Origin of the sequence: Herbaspirillum chlorophenolicum (genome assembly GCF_001189955.1) — a bacterium.
Taxonomy (GTDB): Bacteria; Pseudomonadota; Gammaproteobacteria; order Burkholderiales; family Burkholderiaceae_D; genus Herbaspirillum; species Herbaspirillum chlorophenolicum.
Map to the genome: position 1 here is coordinate 53,853 of NZ_LFLT01000018.1, position 16,554 is coordinate 70,406.

At 59.9% G+C, this 16,554-nt stretch carries 15 protein-coding genes; 9 read left to right on the top strand and 6 right to left on the bottom strand.

The window, feature by feature from the left end:
* Nucleotides 1–3 precede the first annotated feature (3 nt).
* The 8 genes from pilM (at nucleotide 4) to AKL28_RS12830 (ending at nucleotide 9,528) form a co-directional block, all read left to right on the top strand.
* On the top strand, nucleotides 4–501 hold the full coding sequence (gene pilM / locus AKL28_RS12795) for a type IV pilus biogenesis protein PilM (protein WP_050468527.1): 498 nt from the start codon (nucleotides 4–6) through the stop codon (nucleotides 499–501).
* A gap of 53 nt (nucleotides 502–554) precedes the next feature.
* Nucleotides 555–1,946: a shufflon system plasmid conjugative transfer pilus tip adhesin PilV gene (gene pilV / locus AKL28_RS12800; protein ID WP_231602419.1), complete on the top strand. Its 1,392-nt coding sequence runs from the start codon at nucleotides 555–557 to the stop codon at nucleotides 1,944–1,946.
* The gene (locus AKL28_RS12805; RefSeq protein WP_050468529.1) at nucleotides 1,927–2,403 is read left to right on the top strand and encodes a lytic transglycosylase domain-containing protein; all 477 of its coding nucleotides are present in this window, start codon (nucleotides 1,927–1,929) and stop codon (nucleotides 2,401–2,403) included. The genes pilV and AKL28_RS12805 overlap by 20 nt, the downstream gene beginning before the upstream one ends.
* Nucleotides 2,404–2,790: 387 nt before the next feature.
* Nucleotides 2,791–3,888 carry a type IV pilus twitching motility protein PilT gene (locus tag AKL28_RS12810; protein ID WP_050468530.1) on the top strand — a complete coding sequence of 366 codons (1,098 nt, stop codon included), beginning with the start codon at nucleotides 2,791–2,793 and terminating at the stop codon, nucleotides 3,886–3,888.
* 215 nt (nucleotides 3,889–4,103) lie between these two features.
* Nucleotides 4,104–4,505: a CesT family type III secretion system chaperone gene (locus AKL28_RS12815; protein WP_050468531.1), complete on the top strand. Its 402-nt coding sequence runs from the start codon at nucleotides 4,104–4,106 to the stop codon at nucleotides 4,503–4,505.
* Nucleotides 4,506–4,554: 49 nt separating this feature from the next.
* Nucleotides 4,555–6,009 (top strand): hypothetical protein, encoded by a 1,455-nt coding sequence (locus AKL28_RS12820; protein WP_050468532.1) that lies wholly within the window; start codon nucleotides 4,555–4,557, stop codon nucleotides 6,007–6,009.
* Nucleotides 6,009–6,536, top strand: a complete 528-nt coding sequence (locus AKL28_RS12825; protein ID WP_231602420.1) for a phosphoribosyltransferase — start codon at nucleotides 6,009–6,011, stop codon at nucleotides 6,534–6,536. The genes AKL28_RS12820 and AKL28_RS12825 overlap by 1 nt, the downstream gene beginning before the upstream one ends.
* A 325-nt stretch (nucleotides 6,537–6,861) precedes the next feature.
* Nucleotides 6,862–9,528, top strand: a complete 2,667-nt coding sequence (locus AKL28_RS12830) for a hypothetical protein (RefSeq protein ID WP_050468533.1) — start codon at nucleotides 6,862–6,864, stop codon at nucleotides 9,526–9,528.
* A gap of 132 nt (nucleotides 9,529–9,660) precedes the next feature.
* Here the strand turns inward: AKL28_RS12830 and AKL28_RS12835 are convergent, their stop codons facing one another.
* Entirely contained in the window at nucleotides 9,661–10,506 is an 846-nt protein-coding gene (locus tag AKL28_RS12835) for an enoyl-CoA hydratase-related protein (protein ID WP_169801841.1), read from the bottom strand.
* A 398-nt stretch (nucleotides 10,507–10,904) separates the two neighbouring features.
* Nucleotides 10,905–11,630 (bottom strand): response regulator transcription factor, encoded by a 726-nt coding sequence (locus AKL28_RS12840; RefSeq protein ID WP_050468535.1) that lies wholly within the window; start codon nucleotides 11,628–11,630, stop codon nucleotides 10,905–10,907.
* A gap of 331 nt (nucleotides 11,631–11,961) precedes the next feature.
* On the opposite strand from AKL28_RS12840, the gene AKL28_RS12845 reads away from it, so the two are divergent.
* Complete coding sequence (locus AKL28_RS12845) at nucleotides 11,962–12,720, top strand: TrmB family transcriptional regulator (RefSeq protein WP_050468536.1); 759 nt, start codon at nucleotides 11,962–11,964, stop codon at nucleotides 12,718–12,720.
* A 51-nt stretch (nucleotides 12,721–12,771) separates the two neighbouring features.
* Here AKL28_RS12845 and AKL28_RS12850 read toward each other — a convergent pair whose 3' ends face one another.
* The 4 genes from AKL28_RS12850 to AKL28_RS12865 all read right to left on the bottom strand — a co-directional run bounded on the left by AKL28_RS12850 (nucleotide 12,772) and on the right by AKL28_RS12865 (nucleotide 16,553).
* Nucleotides 12,772–13,770: a porin gene (locus tag AKL28_RS12850; protein WP_050468537.1), complete on the bottom strand. Its 999-nt coding sequence runs from the start codon at nucleotides 13,768–13,770 to the stop codon at nucleotides 12,772–12,774.
* Nucleotides 13,771–14,109: 339 nt separating this feature from the next.
* On the bottom strand, nucleotides 14,110–14,796 hold the full coding sequence (locus AKL28_RS12855; protein ID WP_050468538.1) for an ABC transporter ATP-binding protein: 687 nt from the start codon (nucleotides 14,794–14,796) through the stop codon (nucleotides 14,110–14,112).
* 3 nt (nucleotides 14,797–14,799) lie between these two features.
* The gene (locus AKL28_RS12860) at nucleotides 14,800–15,525 is read right to left on the bottom strand and encodes an ATP-binding cassette domain-containing protein (protein ID WP_050468566.1); all 726 of its coding nucleotides are present in this window, start codon (nucleotides 15,523–15,525) and stop codon (nucleotides 14,800–14,802) included.
* Nucleotides 15,522–16,553, bottom strand: a complete 1,032-nt coding sequence (locus tag AKL28_RS12865; RefSeq protein ID WP_082221478.1) for a branched-chain amino acid ABC transporter permease — start codon at nucleotides 16,551–16,553, stop codon at nucleotides 15,522–15,524. Before AKL28_RS12865 ends, AKL28_RS12860 begins: the two co-directional genes overlap by 4 nt.
* Between the last annotated feature and the right edge of the window lies 1 nt (nucleotide 16,554).

The window sequence follows — 16,554 nt, forward strand, 5'->3', positions numbered from 1 at the left end:
CTCATGTGGAACGCTGCAGTAGTGGCCATCCTGATCGCGGTGGCGGGCGTGTTTGCAACCAAAAACTCGCGGACGCTGGATGGCGTCCAGGCCAGCCTGGCCGCCAGCACGGCGGCCGAGATGGGCATCTATCGCAACGCCGTCATCAATTATTTCACCGCGCATGATTCAAGCCCGGGCGTCGTCACCACGGCCGTCCTCAAGAGCGGCGGCTACCTGCCGTCGTGGAGCCGCCTGTACCAGCAGAGCACGCCGCTGGCATGGAGCAATTACCGCGACGCCTCCGGCATCATCTACATCTACACCACGACGCTGCCGGACCGTAATCTGGTCGCCGAACTGGCCAGCCTGGCGCAGAACTCGGTCTTGTTCGGCGTCTATGACAGCACTACCAACAAATTGCAGTCGCCGACAGCCGGCAACACCAATATCCCGACCTCCGCCATTTCCGCCATGTCGATCCCCAACGGTGCGCCGGTGTGGATCGCAATGATCAAATGAACATGATGCCGACCCGTCCTCCTTCTGCCATGCGTCGCCAAAGCGGTGTTGCGATGCTCGAAATCCTCGGTGCGCTCGCCATCGGCGCCATCCTCGTGATGAGCCTGTCCAGCATGATGGATACCTCGCTGGAAGACACCAAGGGCCAGCAGGCGTCCTATTACCAGTCGCAGATCGTGGCCGCCGGGCAAAAATACATCGCTGCCAAGGCCGCCACGCTGACGACTTCATTGCCGGCAGCGGGATCGTTGCTGGCGGTAGGCGTGGCGCAACTCAAGACTGAAAAATTCCTGTCCGATGGGACCGCTGCCAAGAATGTCTATGGCCAGACGCCGTGCGTGCTGATCCGCCAGCCCGATCCCGGCGGCAACCCGGGCAAGTTCGATGCGCTGGTGGTCACTACCGGCGGCGACCAGATTCCCGAGAAAGTGCTGCCCGTGGTTGCCGCCAACGCCGGACCCAACGGCGGTTATATCAGCACCTTCGACTTCAACAACGCCAAGGGAAGCAACTGGAGCAGCAGCACGACCTCTTATCGGACCACCACCTGCAGCGGGGGCACCAACCTGAGCGGTAGTGCCAGCGACGGCGGCCACCTGGCATCCAATCTCTTTTTTGATGGGCCGGGGCAGTCTTCTGCCGATTATCTCTATCGCAATGTTATTTCCGGGCGTCCCGAGTTGAACCGGATGAATACGCCGATCCGCATGGCGGACATGGCGCTGGTGAGCTCCGGAGCGAGCTGCCTCGATGCGGATGGCGTGAACCGGGCTGCCGTTGCCATCGACTCCGTCACGCGCGGCCTGCTGGTATGCGGCACGAACAACGTATGGAGTTCGCCCTCGCAGTGGAAAGACCCGGTGCAGAACTACGCCGACCTTCCAGGCGCCGGCAATACGGCGGGCGACGTGCGCATGGTCAGGGGCCTGGCGCGCGCCTTCACCTTTAACGGTGCGAACTGGGTCGCGCTGGCGGTGGACCAGAACGGCAACATGAACGTGCCCGGCACGTTGACCGCCGGCGATGTCACCACCGGCAATGTCACCGCCAGCAATGTGAATGCCGGCAACGTCAATGCCTCGCAAAATATCGTGGCCGGTGGAACTATTCATGCCACTGGCGACATTAGTACTAGTAACAACGTTTCGGCCGACCTGGACGTCAACGCCGCGCGTGCGGTCAATGCAAAGGACGTCTATGTCGCCCATAACGTGGTCACCGAGGGGGTGCAAGTCAATCGCTGGATATCGTCGCCGGCTTTCACCGTCGGCAACAATACCTTTGTCGCCGGTACGCCTTGCAACTATGCGATTTACGATCCGTGGGAAAACTCGACCCACATCGTGTATCCGTTCGGGACGATCGTCATGGACAGTAACTACCGGCCGCTTATTTGCGGCGCAGACAAGACAATGAGATATGCAAATGGAACTTATTCACCCTGAACGACCCCGCTGGCTGGTGCGCCTGCTGTTGCAGACCGCCGCCCTGATCCTGGCCTGCCTGGCTTGCGCGCCGGCACTGGCTTGCTGGAATGAGGTGGCTTCGTGGTACGGCGTCAACGTGCACCTGCTGTACGCGATCGCCAAGACCGAGTCCAACCTGAACCCCAAGGCCATGAACAAGAACAAGAATGGCAGCTATGACATCGGCATGATGCAGATCAACAGCAGCTGGCTGCCAACACTGCGCAAGTACGGTGTTACCGAAGAACAATTGAAGGACCCCTGCGTGAATCTCCAGGTGGGGGCCTGGATCCTGGCCCAGAACATGGCGCGCATGGGCCTGACCTGGGAGGCGGTAGGCGCTTACAACGCGCGTAATCCGCAACTGCGTATCAAGTATGCCCAGAAGGTATACAAGAACATACCCCAAGAGATACTGATGCAGGCGTCCAGATAATGTTAATGGGCCCCGGGCCAGGCTTGAAGGCAATGCGCAAATGATTTAAACGCGAAAGGGAGGTGGCATGCATCCTTCGATTGAATTTTCGCTCGACCTACGATATTTCGCTCAATTGGCCGGTTGATGACTCAGCAGGCGGGATACCGTTATGTACGCATAAATATTAGTTTTTGCGAACAATTGCGACGGCGCGAGCAGGTATAGTAGACTCCCCTTTCATGATGTCAGTTGTCGGACCGATCATGGAAAACACCTTTGGTGGGCGGTCAAATCCTTGCACAGCCCGGGGTCGCGGCGGTCAAACATGTCGGAGAAAGCAGCGGGAAGCAGTCCGTCGCTCTCCCATCAAGACTAAAAAGTGCTTTACAAAAATCAGGTGGCCGAATGTCAAATGACCATTTCCACGCACGCGATCTCCAACGGGAATTGCTCGCGCTCGTCAACTCTACGCAGACTTTCTCGGACATTCATATCGAGCAAGACCAACCGCTGATGCTCAAGACGCCGCGCGGTTGGCAGCAGGTGCACGATATGCCGGTGTCGATCGAAAACCTGGCGCCGTTGCTGGCGGCCATTGACGAAGACTGGGAAGACAAGATCATCGATGGCGCGCTGGATTGCCCGTTCGTGCTGGGGGAATGGCGCTTGCGCTGCAATATCTACCGCATGGGACGCGGCAGCAAGGTCGCCGTCTCGATCCGCCGCTTTCCGCTCGAGCCACTGGCGCTGGAGCGCACCGGTTTGCCAAGTTACGTAAAGACGGTGCTCGAAGCGACCAAAGGCATCATCCTGGTGACCGGCCCCACGGGCGCCGGCAAGACCACCACCATTGCGTCGATGCTCGATTACATCAATTCGACCCGGCATGGCCACATCATCACCATCGAAGAGCCGATCGAATACGAGCTGCAACGCAAGCAGTCGCTGATTTCGCAAAAAGAGGTTCCGACCGACACTGAAAGCTTTTCGTCAGGATTGCGCGAGGCGTTGCGGCAAAAGCCGGATGTGCTGATGGTCGGCGAGATCCGTGATTTCGATACCGCCGACACCGTCTTGCACGCCGGCGAATCGGGCCACCTAGTGCTGGCTACGCTGCATACCAGCAGCGCCGTGCGCGCCATCACCAAACTGTTGAGTTTCTTTCCGCAGGACCAGCGCGCCCAGCGGGCTGCCACGCTGGCCGAGAGCCTGGTGGGGGTGATCTTCCAGAGCCTGTTGCCGTCCGAAGACGGCGAGCATCACGTCATGGCCAGTGAAATGGTGTTCAACAACAACCAGCAGATCGCCGCCTACATCAATGACCCGGCCAAGCTGCACATGATCAATGACTTCATGAAACGCAAGGAAGACAACATGTCGCGCAGCCTCAACGAAGTGCTGTTGCAACTGGTGCACAAGAAGAGCGTATCGGCGCGCGATGCGCTGCGGGTGGCCTACAACCGGCTGGAACTGCATGAAATGCTCAACAGCGCCAAGCGCTAGATAGCGTACACGGCGTCATGCCCGGAAGCGACCTTCGAATGAAGGTCGCTTTTTTTATGCCTTCCGTATCCCGATGGGCCAACCGGGATAGGGCGGGCGCGCGGCCACCTGTTCCTGTGTCCTGGGGCATGAATTTTCTCTCAACGATCTTCAATGTCCGGAACCACACTTGCTGCACCGGGCACCCATGGGTGAAACCACAACAAGAGGAACCCATGTCCAGAAGCCGCTTTATTGAATTGACCAATGACTTCTGCGCGATCGCCAATATCGATCAGCCAGAACTGATGGTGCAAGGTAACGCCATCGAAGTCGATGGCATCGATTTTTTCGTCCAGTACGATGAGGAGTTCTCGCCCGATCACCTCATCGTCTATTGCGATTTCGGCACGCCCCCCCAGGAGCGCCTGCTGGACGCCTATCAGGCCCTGCTCGAAACCAACATGCTGATCTACGCAGCCAATTCTCCCGCCTTCATGCTGGGGCCGGACCAGCGCGTAACGTTCGGCTACCAATGCCGGCTCAACGAGCTGCGTGCACCCGAACTGATGACGATCCTGCTCAACCTGGCCGAACAGGCCAGGGATTGGCGCACCGACCATTTCCTGGACGCCTGAGCATATCGCTGGCGCCCCCCGAGACAACCGTATTCAACCAGGAGCCATCATGGGTCCCATCGATAACAAGCCCGTCAATTCCCCGGGCTACTTCCACCACATTGACGACGCGAGCAAGACCTCCACTGCGCTGCGCTCGACCTTTAATCCCAGCCCCAACAACAAGATCACCAACATGCTGGCGCGCCACCATATGCCGCGCGCGGCCGGCATGGTCAACGCGGTGCGCGACCTGGACCTGTCGATACGCAAGTCCTGGAGCCAGCGACGGCTCGACAGCGCCCGGAGCAAGCTTGAAAAAATGACCGGAGCGGAAGAAAAGCCTGGCGCCTTCGACTTGCAGCGCCAGCGCGCGGAACAGCACGAGCACAACATCCGTCGCCTGAACGGAAAGCAGTTCATAGGTCAGGATGCCAGGGCTGGCCGCCTGGATCATCAAACTGTTAGTGAGTTAGATGAGGCCCTGCAATCGCATCTGCAAGGGAAAGGCTATGTTCCCTTGTCCGGCTTGAGCGATGCCAAGCCCGAGAGCGTTCGAAGCCGGTATCTGAGCGACATCAACGACAACCATCGCATCAAGGTGCATTCCGATGGGCCACCCCGGTTGGCCAGCTATGTCGCCAATCGGGTCAGCGCTGCTTATGATCGCGGCGCAAGCGGCGCCGCCAGCCGCACTCGCAGCACGCTGCAGCACGCGCTGGTAGGGATCCAGGGCGCGGCCTTGTCCGTCAAGGGGGCGGTGGCGGGAAGCCTGATCGAGAGCAAGCACCTGGATGCGGGTGGCCGGGCGCGCATGGACGTGCGGGCGGCGCGTAGCGAGCAGAAGCGCACCATGTTGCAGGCTTCCCTGAAGGGAAATGAAGTGCTCAAGCAGGCCTATCGCGATGTCGTGGAGGAGCAGGCCAAGTCGGCCCGTGCCAGGTTCGCGCCCAGCGACAACCCGGATCAACCCAGCTATGTGGTTCGCTCGGCTGGGGACGGCAAGGCGCCTCCGCAGACGCGCTCCTGGGAGCGTCGTATCAATCAGCTCCGCCAGCAGCCTGATGTCGCGCCGGCAGCGGCGACGCTGGAGTCGCAGTCGACCGGTTACAGCACGGATGGCAGCATAGACAAGCCCGATGCCGAACAAGGTGCGCCACGCAAGCCTGGACGGCTGGCGCGCTTTGCCCTGGCCGCGAGCAATCTGCGCAACAAACGCGACTTGCACAAGGCCAGCGGAGATATGACATTGGTTTTTGCCAAGGTCATCGGCGTCAACAGCGAGCAACAGCATGCCGCTCACATGAGGGATTTGAAGCAGAGTCTCACCGCCAGCGACAAGGCCGGCCATAAGTATGTGGCACGCCGTTCTTTGCTGCAGGGGACGTTGATCGAGACCCTGGCAAAACCGGAGATGCGAGAAATGTTGGACAGATCGTTCCCGACCCAGAGGCGGGTGCATGATGACCTGCCGTGGCAGTCGCGGCCCACGCGACCCACGCCGCGCGATGACGAAGAGGCTTGATGACCATCATGCTTGACCTGACCCAATCGCAACCGCCATCGTGGATGGCCTTTGAACATACCCGCCACGTGCGCTGGCACGAGATCGAGGCCATGGTGCAGCGGCACCAGGCCGAGATTGCGGCGCGCTACGACTTGCTGGTGGCGATCCTGCGCGCCGGCAGTCCGGTCGCGGCTCTGATTTCCCGCAGTACCGGTTTGCCCATCGACTATCTGGTCTGCAGTCGACGCAATCCCCAGCCGCAGTTCCTGGATGGTCCGGCGCGGGCGCCGCACGGGCGCCGTATCCTGCTGGTGGACGATGTCTGCGGCAGTGGCTGGACCTTTGAACGCTGCCGGCGCTACTGCGAAAGGCTGGACAACCAGGTCGGCACCTTCAGCGTGTTTCGCTGTGACGCGCCTGGCATGTTCGCACCCGATTTCAGCATGGACGCCGATCCGCGCCATTACCTGCGCTGGCCCTGGGAGTACCAGGTTGAAAGCGAGATGCCGGGGTATGCGCAGGCGATCGCGGATCACGCGGCGTAGCCGGACCGCCGTGCCGTATTACATAAGTTTATTGACTGCACTGATGCAAAAGGCGCCCGTCGGCGCCTTTTTGCTTTTCTACCTACTGCTATTACTGCGGGACGCAGGAAGGCCAACACCCGGTGTTTCGCGTCGTGCCGTTTGTCATGGAACTGTCATGCCGGCCGTCGTTACCAATGGTCGGACGGGCAGCTTGAAGATCGCAAATCCGGTTTCGCCGCCTGTCTCCGCATAACTTATACGCATCGTTGGCGCCAATGCCCGATGCGACACCTGGCGCGATATTGCGCCCCAATCAACAACGCATACGAAAGAACGCAAGATCATGACTAGCATCGCAAACACACCTGGCCTGCATCCGACCCAGTCTATCCAATCAATTCAGTCCGACTTCACCACCGCCACAACCAGTTCGGACGCCACCGCCGGCTCCAAGAAACTGCACGTCTCTCTGGAAGAATTTGCCGCCCGCCAGCCCAATAGCCAGGTCAACCATCGCATCATCGTTGGCGCCGGTCCACGCGGTACGGCACAGGTCTGCGAAGACCTGCTGTTCATGCTGGAGCACAAGAAAGACTTCCTGAAGCTGGGCCAGAACAAGGACTACCGCATGGAGACCACCCTGATCGAACGCAAGCCCAAGGATTGGGTAGCGCGCGGTAACGGCTGGGGTCCCGACCAAGGCGTGGGTACCGTCAATACCTCGCCAGAAAAAGCACAGAAGCACAAAGAGCGCCTGAGCGCGCTGTACAAGGAATTTCGCGCCGAACTCGGTAGTAAGTACGCCGAAAAGAACCCAATTGCACACGCTGCCCTGGAAACCGCCTTCAAGGCGCCGGAAGGCACCGATGATGCCCCGACCACGGGCCGTGCTGCACTGACTCGCGCCGACCAAGGGCAGGAAGAACTGGATCATTTCACTGATCTGTGCAAACTGGCGCACGAAACCTTTCCGTTCTTGAAAATCAACGTGATCACCGAAGCCTCGGTGGACAAGATCGATATCTCGGACGCCGCTAATCCCAAGGTCCTGGTGCGTAACGTGAAACAGCCCGGTTCTTCCGCAGTCGAGCTCAGTGCTCGCGGTCTGGTGCTCAACACCGGCACCACCGTCAAGAATCCGATCTCGGACACGGAAGTGCAAAAGCTCACCTTTGCAAAACCGATGAACCAGGAGGATCTGAATGAGTTCCTGGGCGCCAAGGGCCTGCTTGACGCCGAGGGCGAATTGAAACAAGGCGCCAAGGTGCTGGTGGGGGGGACCGGCCTGTCGCTGTACGATCAACTGATCGCCCTGCACGGTTCGATGAAGCTGATGGAAGTCGACGAGCAGTCGCCCTTCGGCTACAAGCTGACCGACGCCGCCAAGGCTAAATACCAGGGCGCGCTGACCGTGGTCAGCTTCACGGGGGGCAAGTGGATCTCACCACGCCATACCAACTCTGCGGAGTGGACCCAGGAGAAAAAGCCCCTCGGCACCGCCGAAGAGCTGCATGCAATGTACCTGCACCAGGATGGCCAGGAAGTCTATAAGAGCTTTGCCAAACTGGCCATTGCGTCGGTGGCGACTACCTTGCGCATGACAATAGATGAAGTTCACCAGACCGGCCTGACCACCGAGGCATTGCTGGCGGCGCAGGGTGATTCGACCTTGAAGCACATGGACAAGCTGACGCAAGCCACCAGGCTGACCGGCCCGGCCCGCGAGCAGGCTTTGAAGGAAGCCACCTGGACGCTGGAAGGCGCCCGGCGCCAGGCTTACCTGCCAATGATCCTCGGCTATGGCCCGACCGAAAATCCGGATGAGACCATTGCCCGCATGACTGAACTGGCGCCGCTGACATTCAAGGGGCGCGCCGGTTACCTGATGGAGCGGGCGCAGCCGGCCGGTGTGACTACCAGCGAAGTTGCCCGCGGCCGCGGTAACAAGGAAGAGATGGACGTGCTCACCACGCTGACCAACGACATCACTGCATCGCCTTTCCGCGTGCATTATTTTGCGGTGATGCTCAAGGAAGCGGGTATTCTCGATTATCAGCGAGGCAGCTATGGCGATTTCAAGGTCAAACCGGGCGACAACCAGATCGAATTCAAGGGCCGCGACATGGCAGCATCGGCCAAGTTCGACGTCTTCGTGGTATCGCCCACGTTCGATCGCAAGGCTGAACCGGCACTGCAATCGCTGGCTGGCCAGGTGGTTCCGGTTGACGAGAGCCTGCCAGACCTGCCAGCACTGACCGGCAACCGCTTGATGACCCGCGTTAAGGTGGAAGCAGGCGAAGATGCTCGTGTGCCAGTCCAGGACTTCGGCTACAACGGCGCCGGCGCGGCGCTGCCCGGGACGCGGTCCAAGGTCGGTCTGGTGTCGTATGACGTCAATAACCGCGATTCGGCCTACGATGTGAGCCCAGGCTTGACGCTGCGCCGCATGGCCCAGGAGCACCTGTATGCCGCCAAGTTGTCCGGTGCGGCGTTCGAAGAAGTCGAGCGTCTGTATGACAAGCACGCCAAAGTGGCTCCGGCTGCATTCAAGGCCGAGGTGGGCCCGTTCAGCGACGCCTTCGACTCGGGCGAGAAGAAGGCCGCCTTCGTCACTGCCATCGATGACGCGATCAAGCAGGATCCAGCAGCGCTCAACAAGGGCGATACCTTCGCCGTATTGGCTGACCTGTTCGCCCGAAGCAAGCTGGGTCCGGACACGGCCGGTGTAGTGGCCAAGTATATGGCCGACAATCCTGCCAAGTTCGGTGTCGAAGGTGATGAGCGCATGCGCGCCTTCGTGGCAGCCGGTATCGAATACAACAGCAAGAAAGACGAGCTGCCCAAATTCGAGCCGGCCGACCAGCAGAAGTTGTTTGCCCGCTCGGTGGATTATCCGCTGCACGTGCACCAGGCCGTCTATGAAGAAGCCAAGCAGATCGCGGAGGACCGCCGCAATGAACCGAAGATCCGTCGCCGTCCGAATTTCGATACGATTAGCCGAGGCGCATGAGGCAGGTTGTTCGATTGTAGCGGCCAACCTTTAGGTCGCTAGCAATTTGAAAAATGGCGGGAAGGATTATCCTTCCCGCCATTTTCTTTGATTGAATTGCAGCACACCCAACGGTGTGCCATCGATAACGCCTCAGTCTGCTTCCCGCATCCACTCATCGAGCACGACGCGATGCACGGACAGAAATGGCCTTTCGACCGGTAGCGCCATGCGGGCGCGCAGCGATGGGCCGGCGCGCAAACGGGCGCCAACGCGCACGGCGTCCGCGGTCATGTCGACCGAGCCGGGTGCTATGGCAATGGCGCGAATCAGTTTGCTCGATGCTTGCTGCGCCTGGGCGTCGCCCAGCAGCAGTGACGCGATCAGGGCCGTAATATGCTCATCGAGCGCTTCAGGCGCAACGACCTCATGGACCAGGCCGAGTTCTGCCGCCCGCACTGCGGTAAGTTGTTCGCTGGTTTGAAAATAGCGCTGGCACTGGCGGGCGCCAATGGCGCGCACCAGGTGCGGCGTGATGACAGCAGGTGCCATGCCGAGATTGTCGTCGACCATCGTGAAGCGCACATGGTCGGCTGCGATACCTATATCGCAGGCCGCAATCATTCCTGCCCCGATGCCGACGGCGTTGCCCTGCACGCGAGCGATGGTCGGTTTTTCGCATTCGGCCAGGACCTGCAACAGCTGCGCCAGCTTGCGGGTGTCATCCAGTGCATCGCTCATCGACGCGCTGGCCTGCGCGCGCAGCCATCCCGATTCGATGCCGCATGAGAAGCTCTCGCCGCGCGCGGCCAACACGATCACGCGTACTTCCGGATTCTTGTTCAGCGATGCGACAGCACGGATGATCTCCTGCACCATACTGCGATCAATGACGTTGCCGTCGACGGGGCGATTGATCCAGATCCAGCCGACCCGCGACAGGCCGTGGTTCTTCATTTCGATATCGACGCTGGGAGGATTGACACGTGCAGTCATCATGATTTCCATCGGTTGGCAAAGAATTGCATCTGCTGGCGTGCGGGAGCCTGCCTGCCATTGCAGTCCGGTCCAGCGCCATGGAGTGCTTTGTCCAATGCGCGAAACGGGACTGCGGCATGCGGGCGCGATGGCAACCGGCGGGCAGCGGCCATGATTGGTTATGCGGGGCAAAGCCCTGGCAAGGAAGGCGGACAGATCAGCGCATCGGTGGCGCCAGGAAAAAATACCCGTACCTTGCGTCTGCCTTCACAGTCACTATAGATGGAGCTTGTTTTTTGTGTCAATAAATTTCGACAATTAAAAACATTTTGTTGCAATGTAGTGTGGAGAAAGCTTTATATAAGCTTATTGATGCAAGTTTCCGAAATTTTGTTTGTCGGAAATAAATGACGAATTGCTTATGCTTCGCGATAGGAGGGAGGTGGAATCGTCTGGTCCTGCCCGGCATCGACCGGGTCCAGGCGGTAGCCCTGGCTGTAGGCGGTGCGGATGATGACGATGTTGCGGTTGTCGATCTGTAATTTCTTGCGCAGCTTGTAGACGTGTTGTTCGATGGTGCGGCCGGCGATTTCGCTATCGGTACTCCAGATGACCGAGCCCAGCGTTTCGCGTGAGATATAGACGCCAGGCGAGGAAAAGAACAGCCAGGCCATGCTGAATTCGCGCGGGGTAAGCGAAATCGGGGACCCCAGGTAACTGAATTTGGCGGCATCGCGTTGCAGCTGGAAACCTGCGTACTCGATGACGCGACGATTATTCTTGGGGGCACAGCGGCGCATCACCGCATTGACGCGTGCAACCAGCTCGACCGCTTCGAAAGGACGCTGCAAGAAGTCGTCGGCGCCGTTGTCGAGTGCGTGCGCGACCATGTCGGCGGACCGGCCCGAAGACAGGATCAGGGTGGGAATCGGGTCGCCGCTACGCAAGCTCAGCCACGAAAAGATGCTGTCTTCGCTTTCGGCGCTGGACAGGTCGATGATGACGAATTCGAAGGTCTTGCGTTTGAGGGTGCGCAGCAGGGTGGTTTCGGAATCGAATTGCGTCGGCAGATAGCCGACCCTGACCAAGGCATTCTTGACCTGGTCATAGACGTTGGAATTGCGGATATAACATGCGATGTTCATTTGCTGACAATCGGTCGTTGTTATGGCCACTTTGCCGCTGCGCCGGTGATGGTGCGTTGGGCTTGAAAGGCGATTGCAAGCTACGTACGCCGCCCGAATTTCGGGAACGGATATAGTAGACTAAATCGCTTGCTTATACTCATCAAATTCGCTAAGCCGTTTTAATTTGACGCAAAACGAATAACATTATGGTCGACCGCGTCGCCGGCAGGCGACGCGGTCTGTTTGCGCAGCCGTACACCAGGATTGCTGGGGCGCGTCATTGGCACTTATGGTGTGACGAGTTAGTTGGCATAATACGAGTCCTTATATTTTTGTTGTCACCAATGTCATGTCCAAGATCGAATCGCAGTTGGAAGAATTGGGCCTGGACCAGAAAGAGATGCGCTTCTACCTGGCCGTGCTGCAATGCGGCTCGGCGCCGGTAACGGTGATCGCGGAGCGGGCCGGCGTCTCACGCACTAACGGTTATGCCTTGCTGGCCAAGCTGGAGAGCCGTGGGCTGGTCTCGCAACTGGCCAAGGATAACGGGGTCATGCATGTGGTCGCCGAGGACCCGGAGGTGCTGATCGCCCAATGGCAGCGCAGTCGCGCTTTGCTCGACGATGTGGTGCCGCAGCTGAAGTCGATGTTCAATGCCTCCGAGCTCAAGCCGCGCATTCATTTCTACGAGGGCAGGGAAGGGATCGTCAAGGCGCTGCAGGGCACCCTCGAATGCCATTCCGGGCCGTTGCTGGGCATCCTGTCGATGCACGAATTGAACGAAGTCCCCGGGCGTGACGCCATGGCCGCGATCATCGATGAGCGAGTGCGCCGCGGCATCGTATTGCGGGTCTTGCGCTCGCAGTCGCGCGACGTCGAGACGGTCTGGCCGAGTTCGCCTGAAGACATGCGCGAACTGCGTTATGCGCCGCCGTCGATCGACCTGGGCATGACCATGTACATCCACGACGACAAGGTGACGTACCTGTCGTCGAAGCGCGAAAATTATGGGTTGGTGATTGAAAGCCAGGAGCTGGCTGCGTTGAACCGGGCCATGTTCGAGGGATTGTGGGCCATCTCGGAGATGACCCCAACCAGGAAAAAGTAAGGCACTGGCGCAGGGGATCGGCGAGTCGCGCTCGCCGATCCCCTGCTTTTTTCAGAAGCCGTGCTGGATGCCCAGTTCCACCGTATTGGTAGCCGATAGCGTGCGCGCCTTGGCGCGACTCAGGTTGGCAAACAATGCAGTGCGCTTGGACAGGTCATGCTGGTAACCCAATGAGATCTTCGACAGTGCAGCGCGCTCCCCGGCTATGCAGGCACAGTCGTTGAGCCGGCCATAGGCGGCCTTGAGGGTGCCCTGGACGCCGACCGGTGCGGTGGCGGCCAGCGAGTAGGCACGGTAGCTGACATTGTTGACCTTGGATGTGGTGTAGGTCGCCATCGGCTTGATGAAACCGAAGTCATAGGCAGCCACCACGTCGGCCATGTGATCCTTGGTAGGGCTGTTGGTCATGCCGTGGCTCTGGTCATAGCCGATACCCAGCGACAGCGCGCCGTTCTTGTAGTCGAGCGCTGCGCCATCGTCGTTGGAGACCACGTTTTCGCCGGTGGAGTGCGCCAGCGAAAGCGTGAAGCCATGCAGCTCGGGCGAGACGTAACCCACCGTATTATTGGTCCGCAGATAAGAGGTGCTTTTGTAATTCGCGGTCTGGATCTGCCACCCGACCTGGGCCGAACTGGCGTTCCAGCCCCATGGGTCGTAGAACAGGATCTGGAAGTTGGCCGGGGTCAGCGAGCGGCCCATGTAGACTTCACCGAAGCGGCCGCCCAGGCGCAACACCGAACGCGAGCTGAAGAAGCTGTCGTTCTGGAACAGTGCGCCATTGTCGACCTGGAAGAACGACACCAGCTGGAAACCGGCCCACATGCCATCGCCCAGATCTTCCTTGCCGGACAACGCGAAGTTGGACAGCAAGTCATTCATGGCGAACTTGCCATTGGCGCTGGTGCCGTCAAGCTGGGTCTGTCCGTTGTTGCCGCGTGCGATGCCGACGTTGAGCAAGCCGGAAATGGTAACCGAGCTTTGTGCATGGACTGCGCCGGCGGTTGCGGCCAGTACTGCGAGTGCTGCAAGATGCTTGAACTGCTGTTTCATTACCCTCTCCCTGTTGTGAATCAATGATGGACCTCAAGGGTCGCCGTGCGCCGAAATGCACAAAGCGACCGTTCTCTGGCGGCTTTCGCCGTGCTGCAGCAGCTTTCTTTTTGTCAGGGCTTTTTTTTTGAGCAAAAAAAGTCCCCCGGGGGTCTGTCCCGTTTTGATGGCTGCTTGTCGGATGGACGCTGCGCCAGGATGGCGAGCGCGGATTACTGAAAAGGCGGCATCTGGTTAATGTTCAGGCAATACCCTCCCCTGCGGGCGCGCGAGGCGTCCGTTCAAATGGTGACGTGGATGGTGTCGGACGATGCCGCGCGGGTTTCCGCGCAGATCGGCTTATGAAAACGCGTGCGTGTTCTTCAGGAAGTCACTGGTGCTGCTTTCATTGGTCAGCACGCCTTTTTGCATCGTCATGACCCGGTCGGCCAGACTGCCGATGAAGGCCTGGTTCTGTTCGACCAGCAGCAGGGTGAGTCCGGTTTCCTTGCGAATCTCGTGCAGCGTGTCGACCATCTCGGAGATGATTGACGGCTGGATACCTTCGGTCGGTTCATCCAGCAGCATCAGTTTGGGACGCGCGCAGAGGCACCGCGCCAACGCCAGCAATTGCTGCTCGCCGCCCGACAGCAAGCCTCCGGCGCGGTCCAGGTAATTGTTGAGCCGCGGGAAGTGCTTCAACACCGACATGACGATCTGTTCACGTTCTCCGCCGGTAGTAACTGCCCCCATGCGCAGGTTGTCCATCACCGACAGGTGCGGAAAGATCGCGCGGCCTTGCGGCACCAGGCCGATGCCCAGGCGCGCACGGCGATGGATGGGCAGGCCGGTGATGTCCTGGCCCTCGAAATTGATACTGCCCGACTTTGCCTGCAGGTAGCCCAGGATGGTACGCATGAGAGTCGACTTGCCCATGCCGTTATGTCCCCACAGGCCCACGAATTCGCCCTGGCGCAGTTGCAGGTTGATTCCCCGCAGTACCCGGATGTCGCCGTAGCCGGATTGCACGTCCTTGATCTGCAGCATCGCTTATCCCTTCATTTCCAGTTCTTTGCCCAGGTAGACGTCCTTGACCCGCTGGTCCGCCAGGACGTTGTCTACCGAGTCTTCCATCAGCACGCTGCCACGGTTGAAGACGGTAACCGTCTTGGCAATCATGCGGATGAACTCCATGTCATGCTCCACCACGATCAGTGCGCTGCGCTGGTTGGCAGCCTTGATCAGGTCGGCCGTGCGTACGACTTCCTCGTCGCTCATGCCGGCGGCTGGTTCATCAAGCAGGATCAGATCAGGACGGGTGGCGCTGACGACCCCCAGTTCCACCCACTGCCGTTGGCCGTGCGAGAGGGTGCCGACCTGCTTGCCGGCGATCGGTGACAGGCGCACCATGTCCATGGTTTCGTTGACGGCCGCGCGGGCCTCGCGGGCGCTGTGCACGCGGCGCGCCGAGAGCCAGATGTTTTCTTCCACCGACAGTCCATCGAACACGCTTGGCACCTGGGTCTTGATGCCCAGTCCGAGCCGGGCGATCTGGTAGGACTGCATGCCGGCGATCGATTGGCCCTTGATGAAGACGCTGCCGCGCGTGGGTTTGTACTGGCCGCACAGCAGGCGAAAGAAGCTGCTCTTGCCGGCGCCGTTGGGGCCGATCAGGCAGCGCAGTTCGCCTGGCTGCAAAGTGAAGTCGACGCTGTTGACGGCATGTACGCCGCCGAAACTGACGCCCAGTCCCTGGGCCTGGACCAATGCGCTCATGGCTTGCCTCCTTGGCTGAGCGGGCGGACCTCGGCTGGCGCGGCGCGTCGGCCGCCGTTGAACAATTTACCCAGGTCGCCGAACAGTGACACGATGCCCTTGGGCAGCAGCAGCACGAATCCGATCAGCACCGCTCCCAGCATCAGGTTGGGGTTGATGAAGCCCAGGCCGCCGATATAGCTGGTCAGCCACTGCACGAAGAAGCAACCGATGATGGGTCCCAGCAAGGTACCGACGCCACCCACCAGCACCCAGATGATGACCAGCGCCGATTGCGTCAGGCTGAATACGGTCGGGCTGGTGAAGGCGCCCCAGTTGGCGAACAGGCAGCCGGCTACACCGGCCAGCGCGCCGCTGATGGCAAATGCGGCCAGCTTGTACTTGCGCGAGTCGTAGCCCAGCAGGTCGACGCGGAGTTCGTTCTCGCGCAGCGCCACCACGACCCGGCCAAAGTGGCTGGCCAACAGCAGGCGCAAGCCGATATAGGAGGCCATCAGGAACGCCACGCATACCATGAAGAAGACTTCCGGCGACAGCACCTGGTCAGGCTGGAACGGGATGTTCAGGGTCGGAATGGATGGAATGCCGTTGAAGCCGCCGATAGCCGCCTGGCCGATCTTGTACTGTTCGCCCGAGGTCGAGTTGACCAGGTTGAACAGGATCAGGGTCGCGGTCAACGTGATCACGCCCAGGTAGACGTCGCTGATGCGGCCGAAGAAGATGAAGTAACCCAGCGCCAGGGCGAACAGCGTCGGCACCGCGATGGCGACCAGGAAGGCGCCGGTCGACTCGCCGAAATTGATCGCTGCAATGGCATAGGCATAGGCGCCCAGCCCGAAGAATGCGGCCTGGCCAAAGCACAGGATGCCGCCATAGCCCCACACGAAACCGAGCGACAGGGCCAGGATCGACATGATCACGTAGACCGACAGTTCCATGAGGGTGAATGTTTCCAGCAGCAAGGGCAGGGCAGCGATGGCTGCCACGCCCAGCAGCAGGCAGGCAATGATGGGAATACGGTTATTCATG

Bases quoted from the DNA above. Each gene is read 5' to 3' on its own strand.
- AKL28_RS12835 (WP_169801841.1), bottom strand. From the start codon at position 10,506: ATGATGACTGCACGTGTCAATCCTCCCAGCGTCGATATCGAAATGAAG.
- AKL28_RS12815 (WP_050468531.1), top strand. From the start codon at position 4,104: ATGTCCAGAAGCCGCTTTATTGAATTGACCAATGACTTCTGCGCGATC.
- AKL28_RS12840 (WP_050468535.1), bottom strand. From the start codon at position 11,630: ATGAACATCGCATGTTATATCCGCAATTCCAACGTCTATGACCAGGTC.
- AKL28_RS12805 (WP_050468529.1), top strand. From the start codon at position 1,927: ATGGAACTTATTCACCCTGAACGACCCCGCTGGCTGGTGCGCCTGCTG.
- AKL28_RS12860 (WP_050468566.1), bottom strand. From the start codon at position 15,525: ATGAGCGCATTGGTCCAGGCCCAGGGACTGGGCGTCAGTTTCGGCGGC.
- AKL28_RS12855 (WP_050468538.1), bottom strand. From the start codon at position 14,796: ATGCTGCAGATCAAGGACGTGCAATCCGGCTACGGCGACATCCGGGTA.
- AKL28_RS12820 (WP_050468532.1), top strand. From the start codon at position 4,555: ATGGGTCCCATCGATAACAAGCCCGTCAATTCCCCGGGCTACTTCCAC.
- AKL28_RS12850 (WP_050468537.1), bottom strand. From the start codon at position 13,770: ATGAAACAGCAGTTCAAGCATCTTGCAGCACTCGCAGTACTGGCCGCA.
- pilV (WP_231602419.1), top strand. From the start codon at position 555: ATGCTCGAAATCCTCGGTGCGCTCGCCATCGGCGCCATCCTCGTGATG.
- AKL28_RS12865 (WP_082221478.1), bottom strand. From the start codon at position 16,553: ATGAATAACCGTATTCCCATCATTGCCTGCCTGCTGCTGGGCGTGGCA.
- AKL28_RS12830 (WP_050468533.1), top strand. From the start codon at position 6,862: ATGACTAGCATCGCAAACACACCTGGCCTGCATCCGACCCAGTCTATC.
- AKL28_RS12845 (WP_050468536.1), top strand. From the start codon at position 11,962: ATGTCCAAGATCGAATCGCAGTTGGAAGAATTGGGCCTGGACCAGAAA.
- AKL28_RS12810 (WP_050468530.1), top strand. From the start codon at position 2,791: ATGTCAAATGACCATTTCCACGCACGCGATCTCCAACGGGAATTGCTC.
- AKL28_RS12825 (WP_231602420.1), top strand. From the start codon at position 6,009: ATGACCATCATGCTTGACCTGACCCAATCGCAACCGCCATCGTGGATG.
- pilM (WP_050468527.1), top strand. From the start codon at position 4: ATGTGGAACGCTGCAGTAGTGGCCATCCTGATCGCGGTGGCGGGCGTG.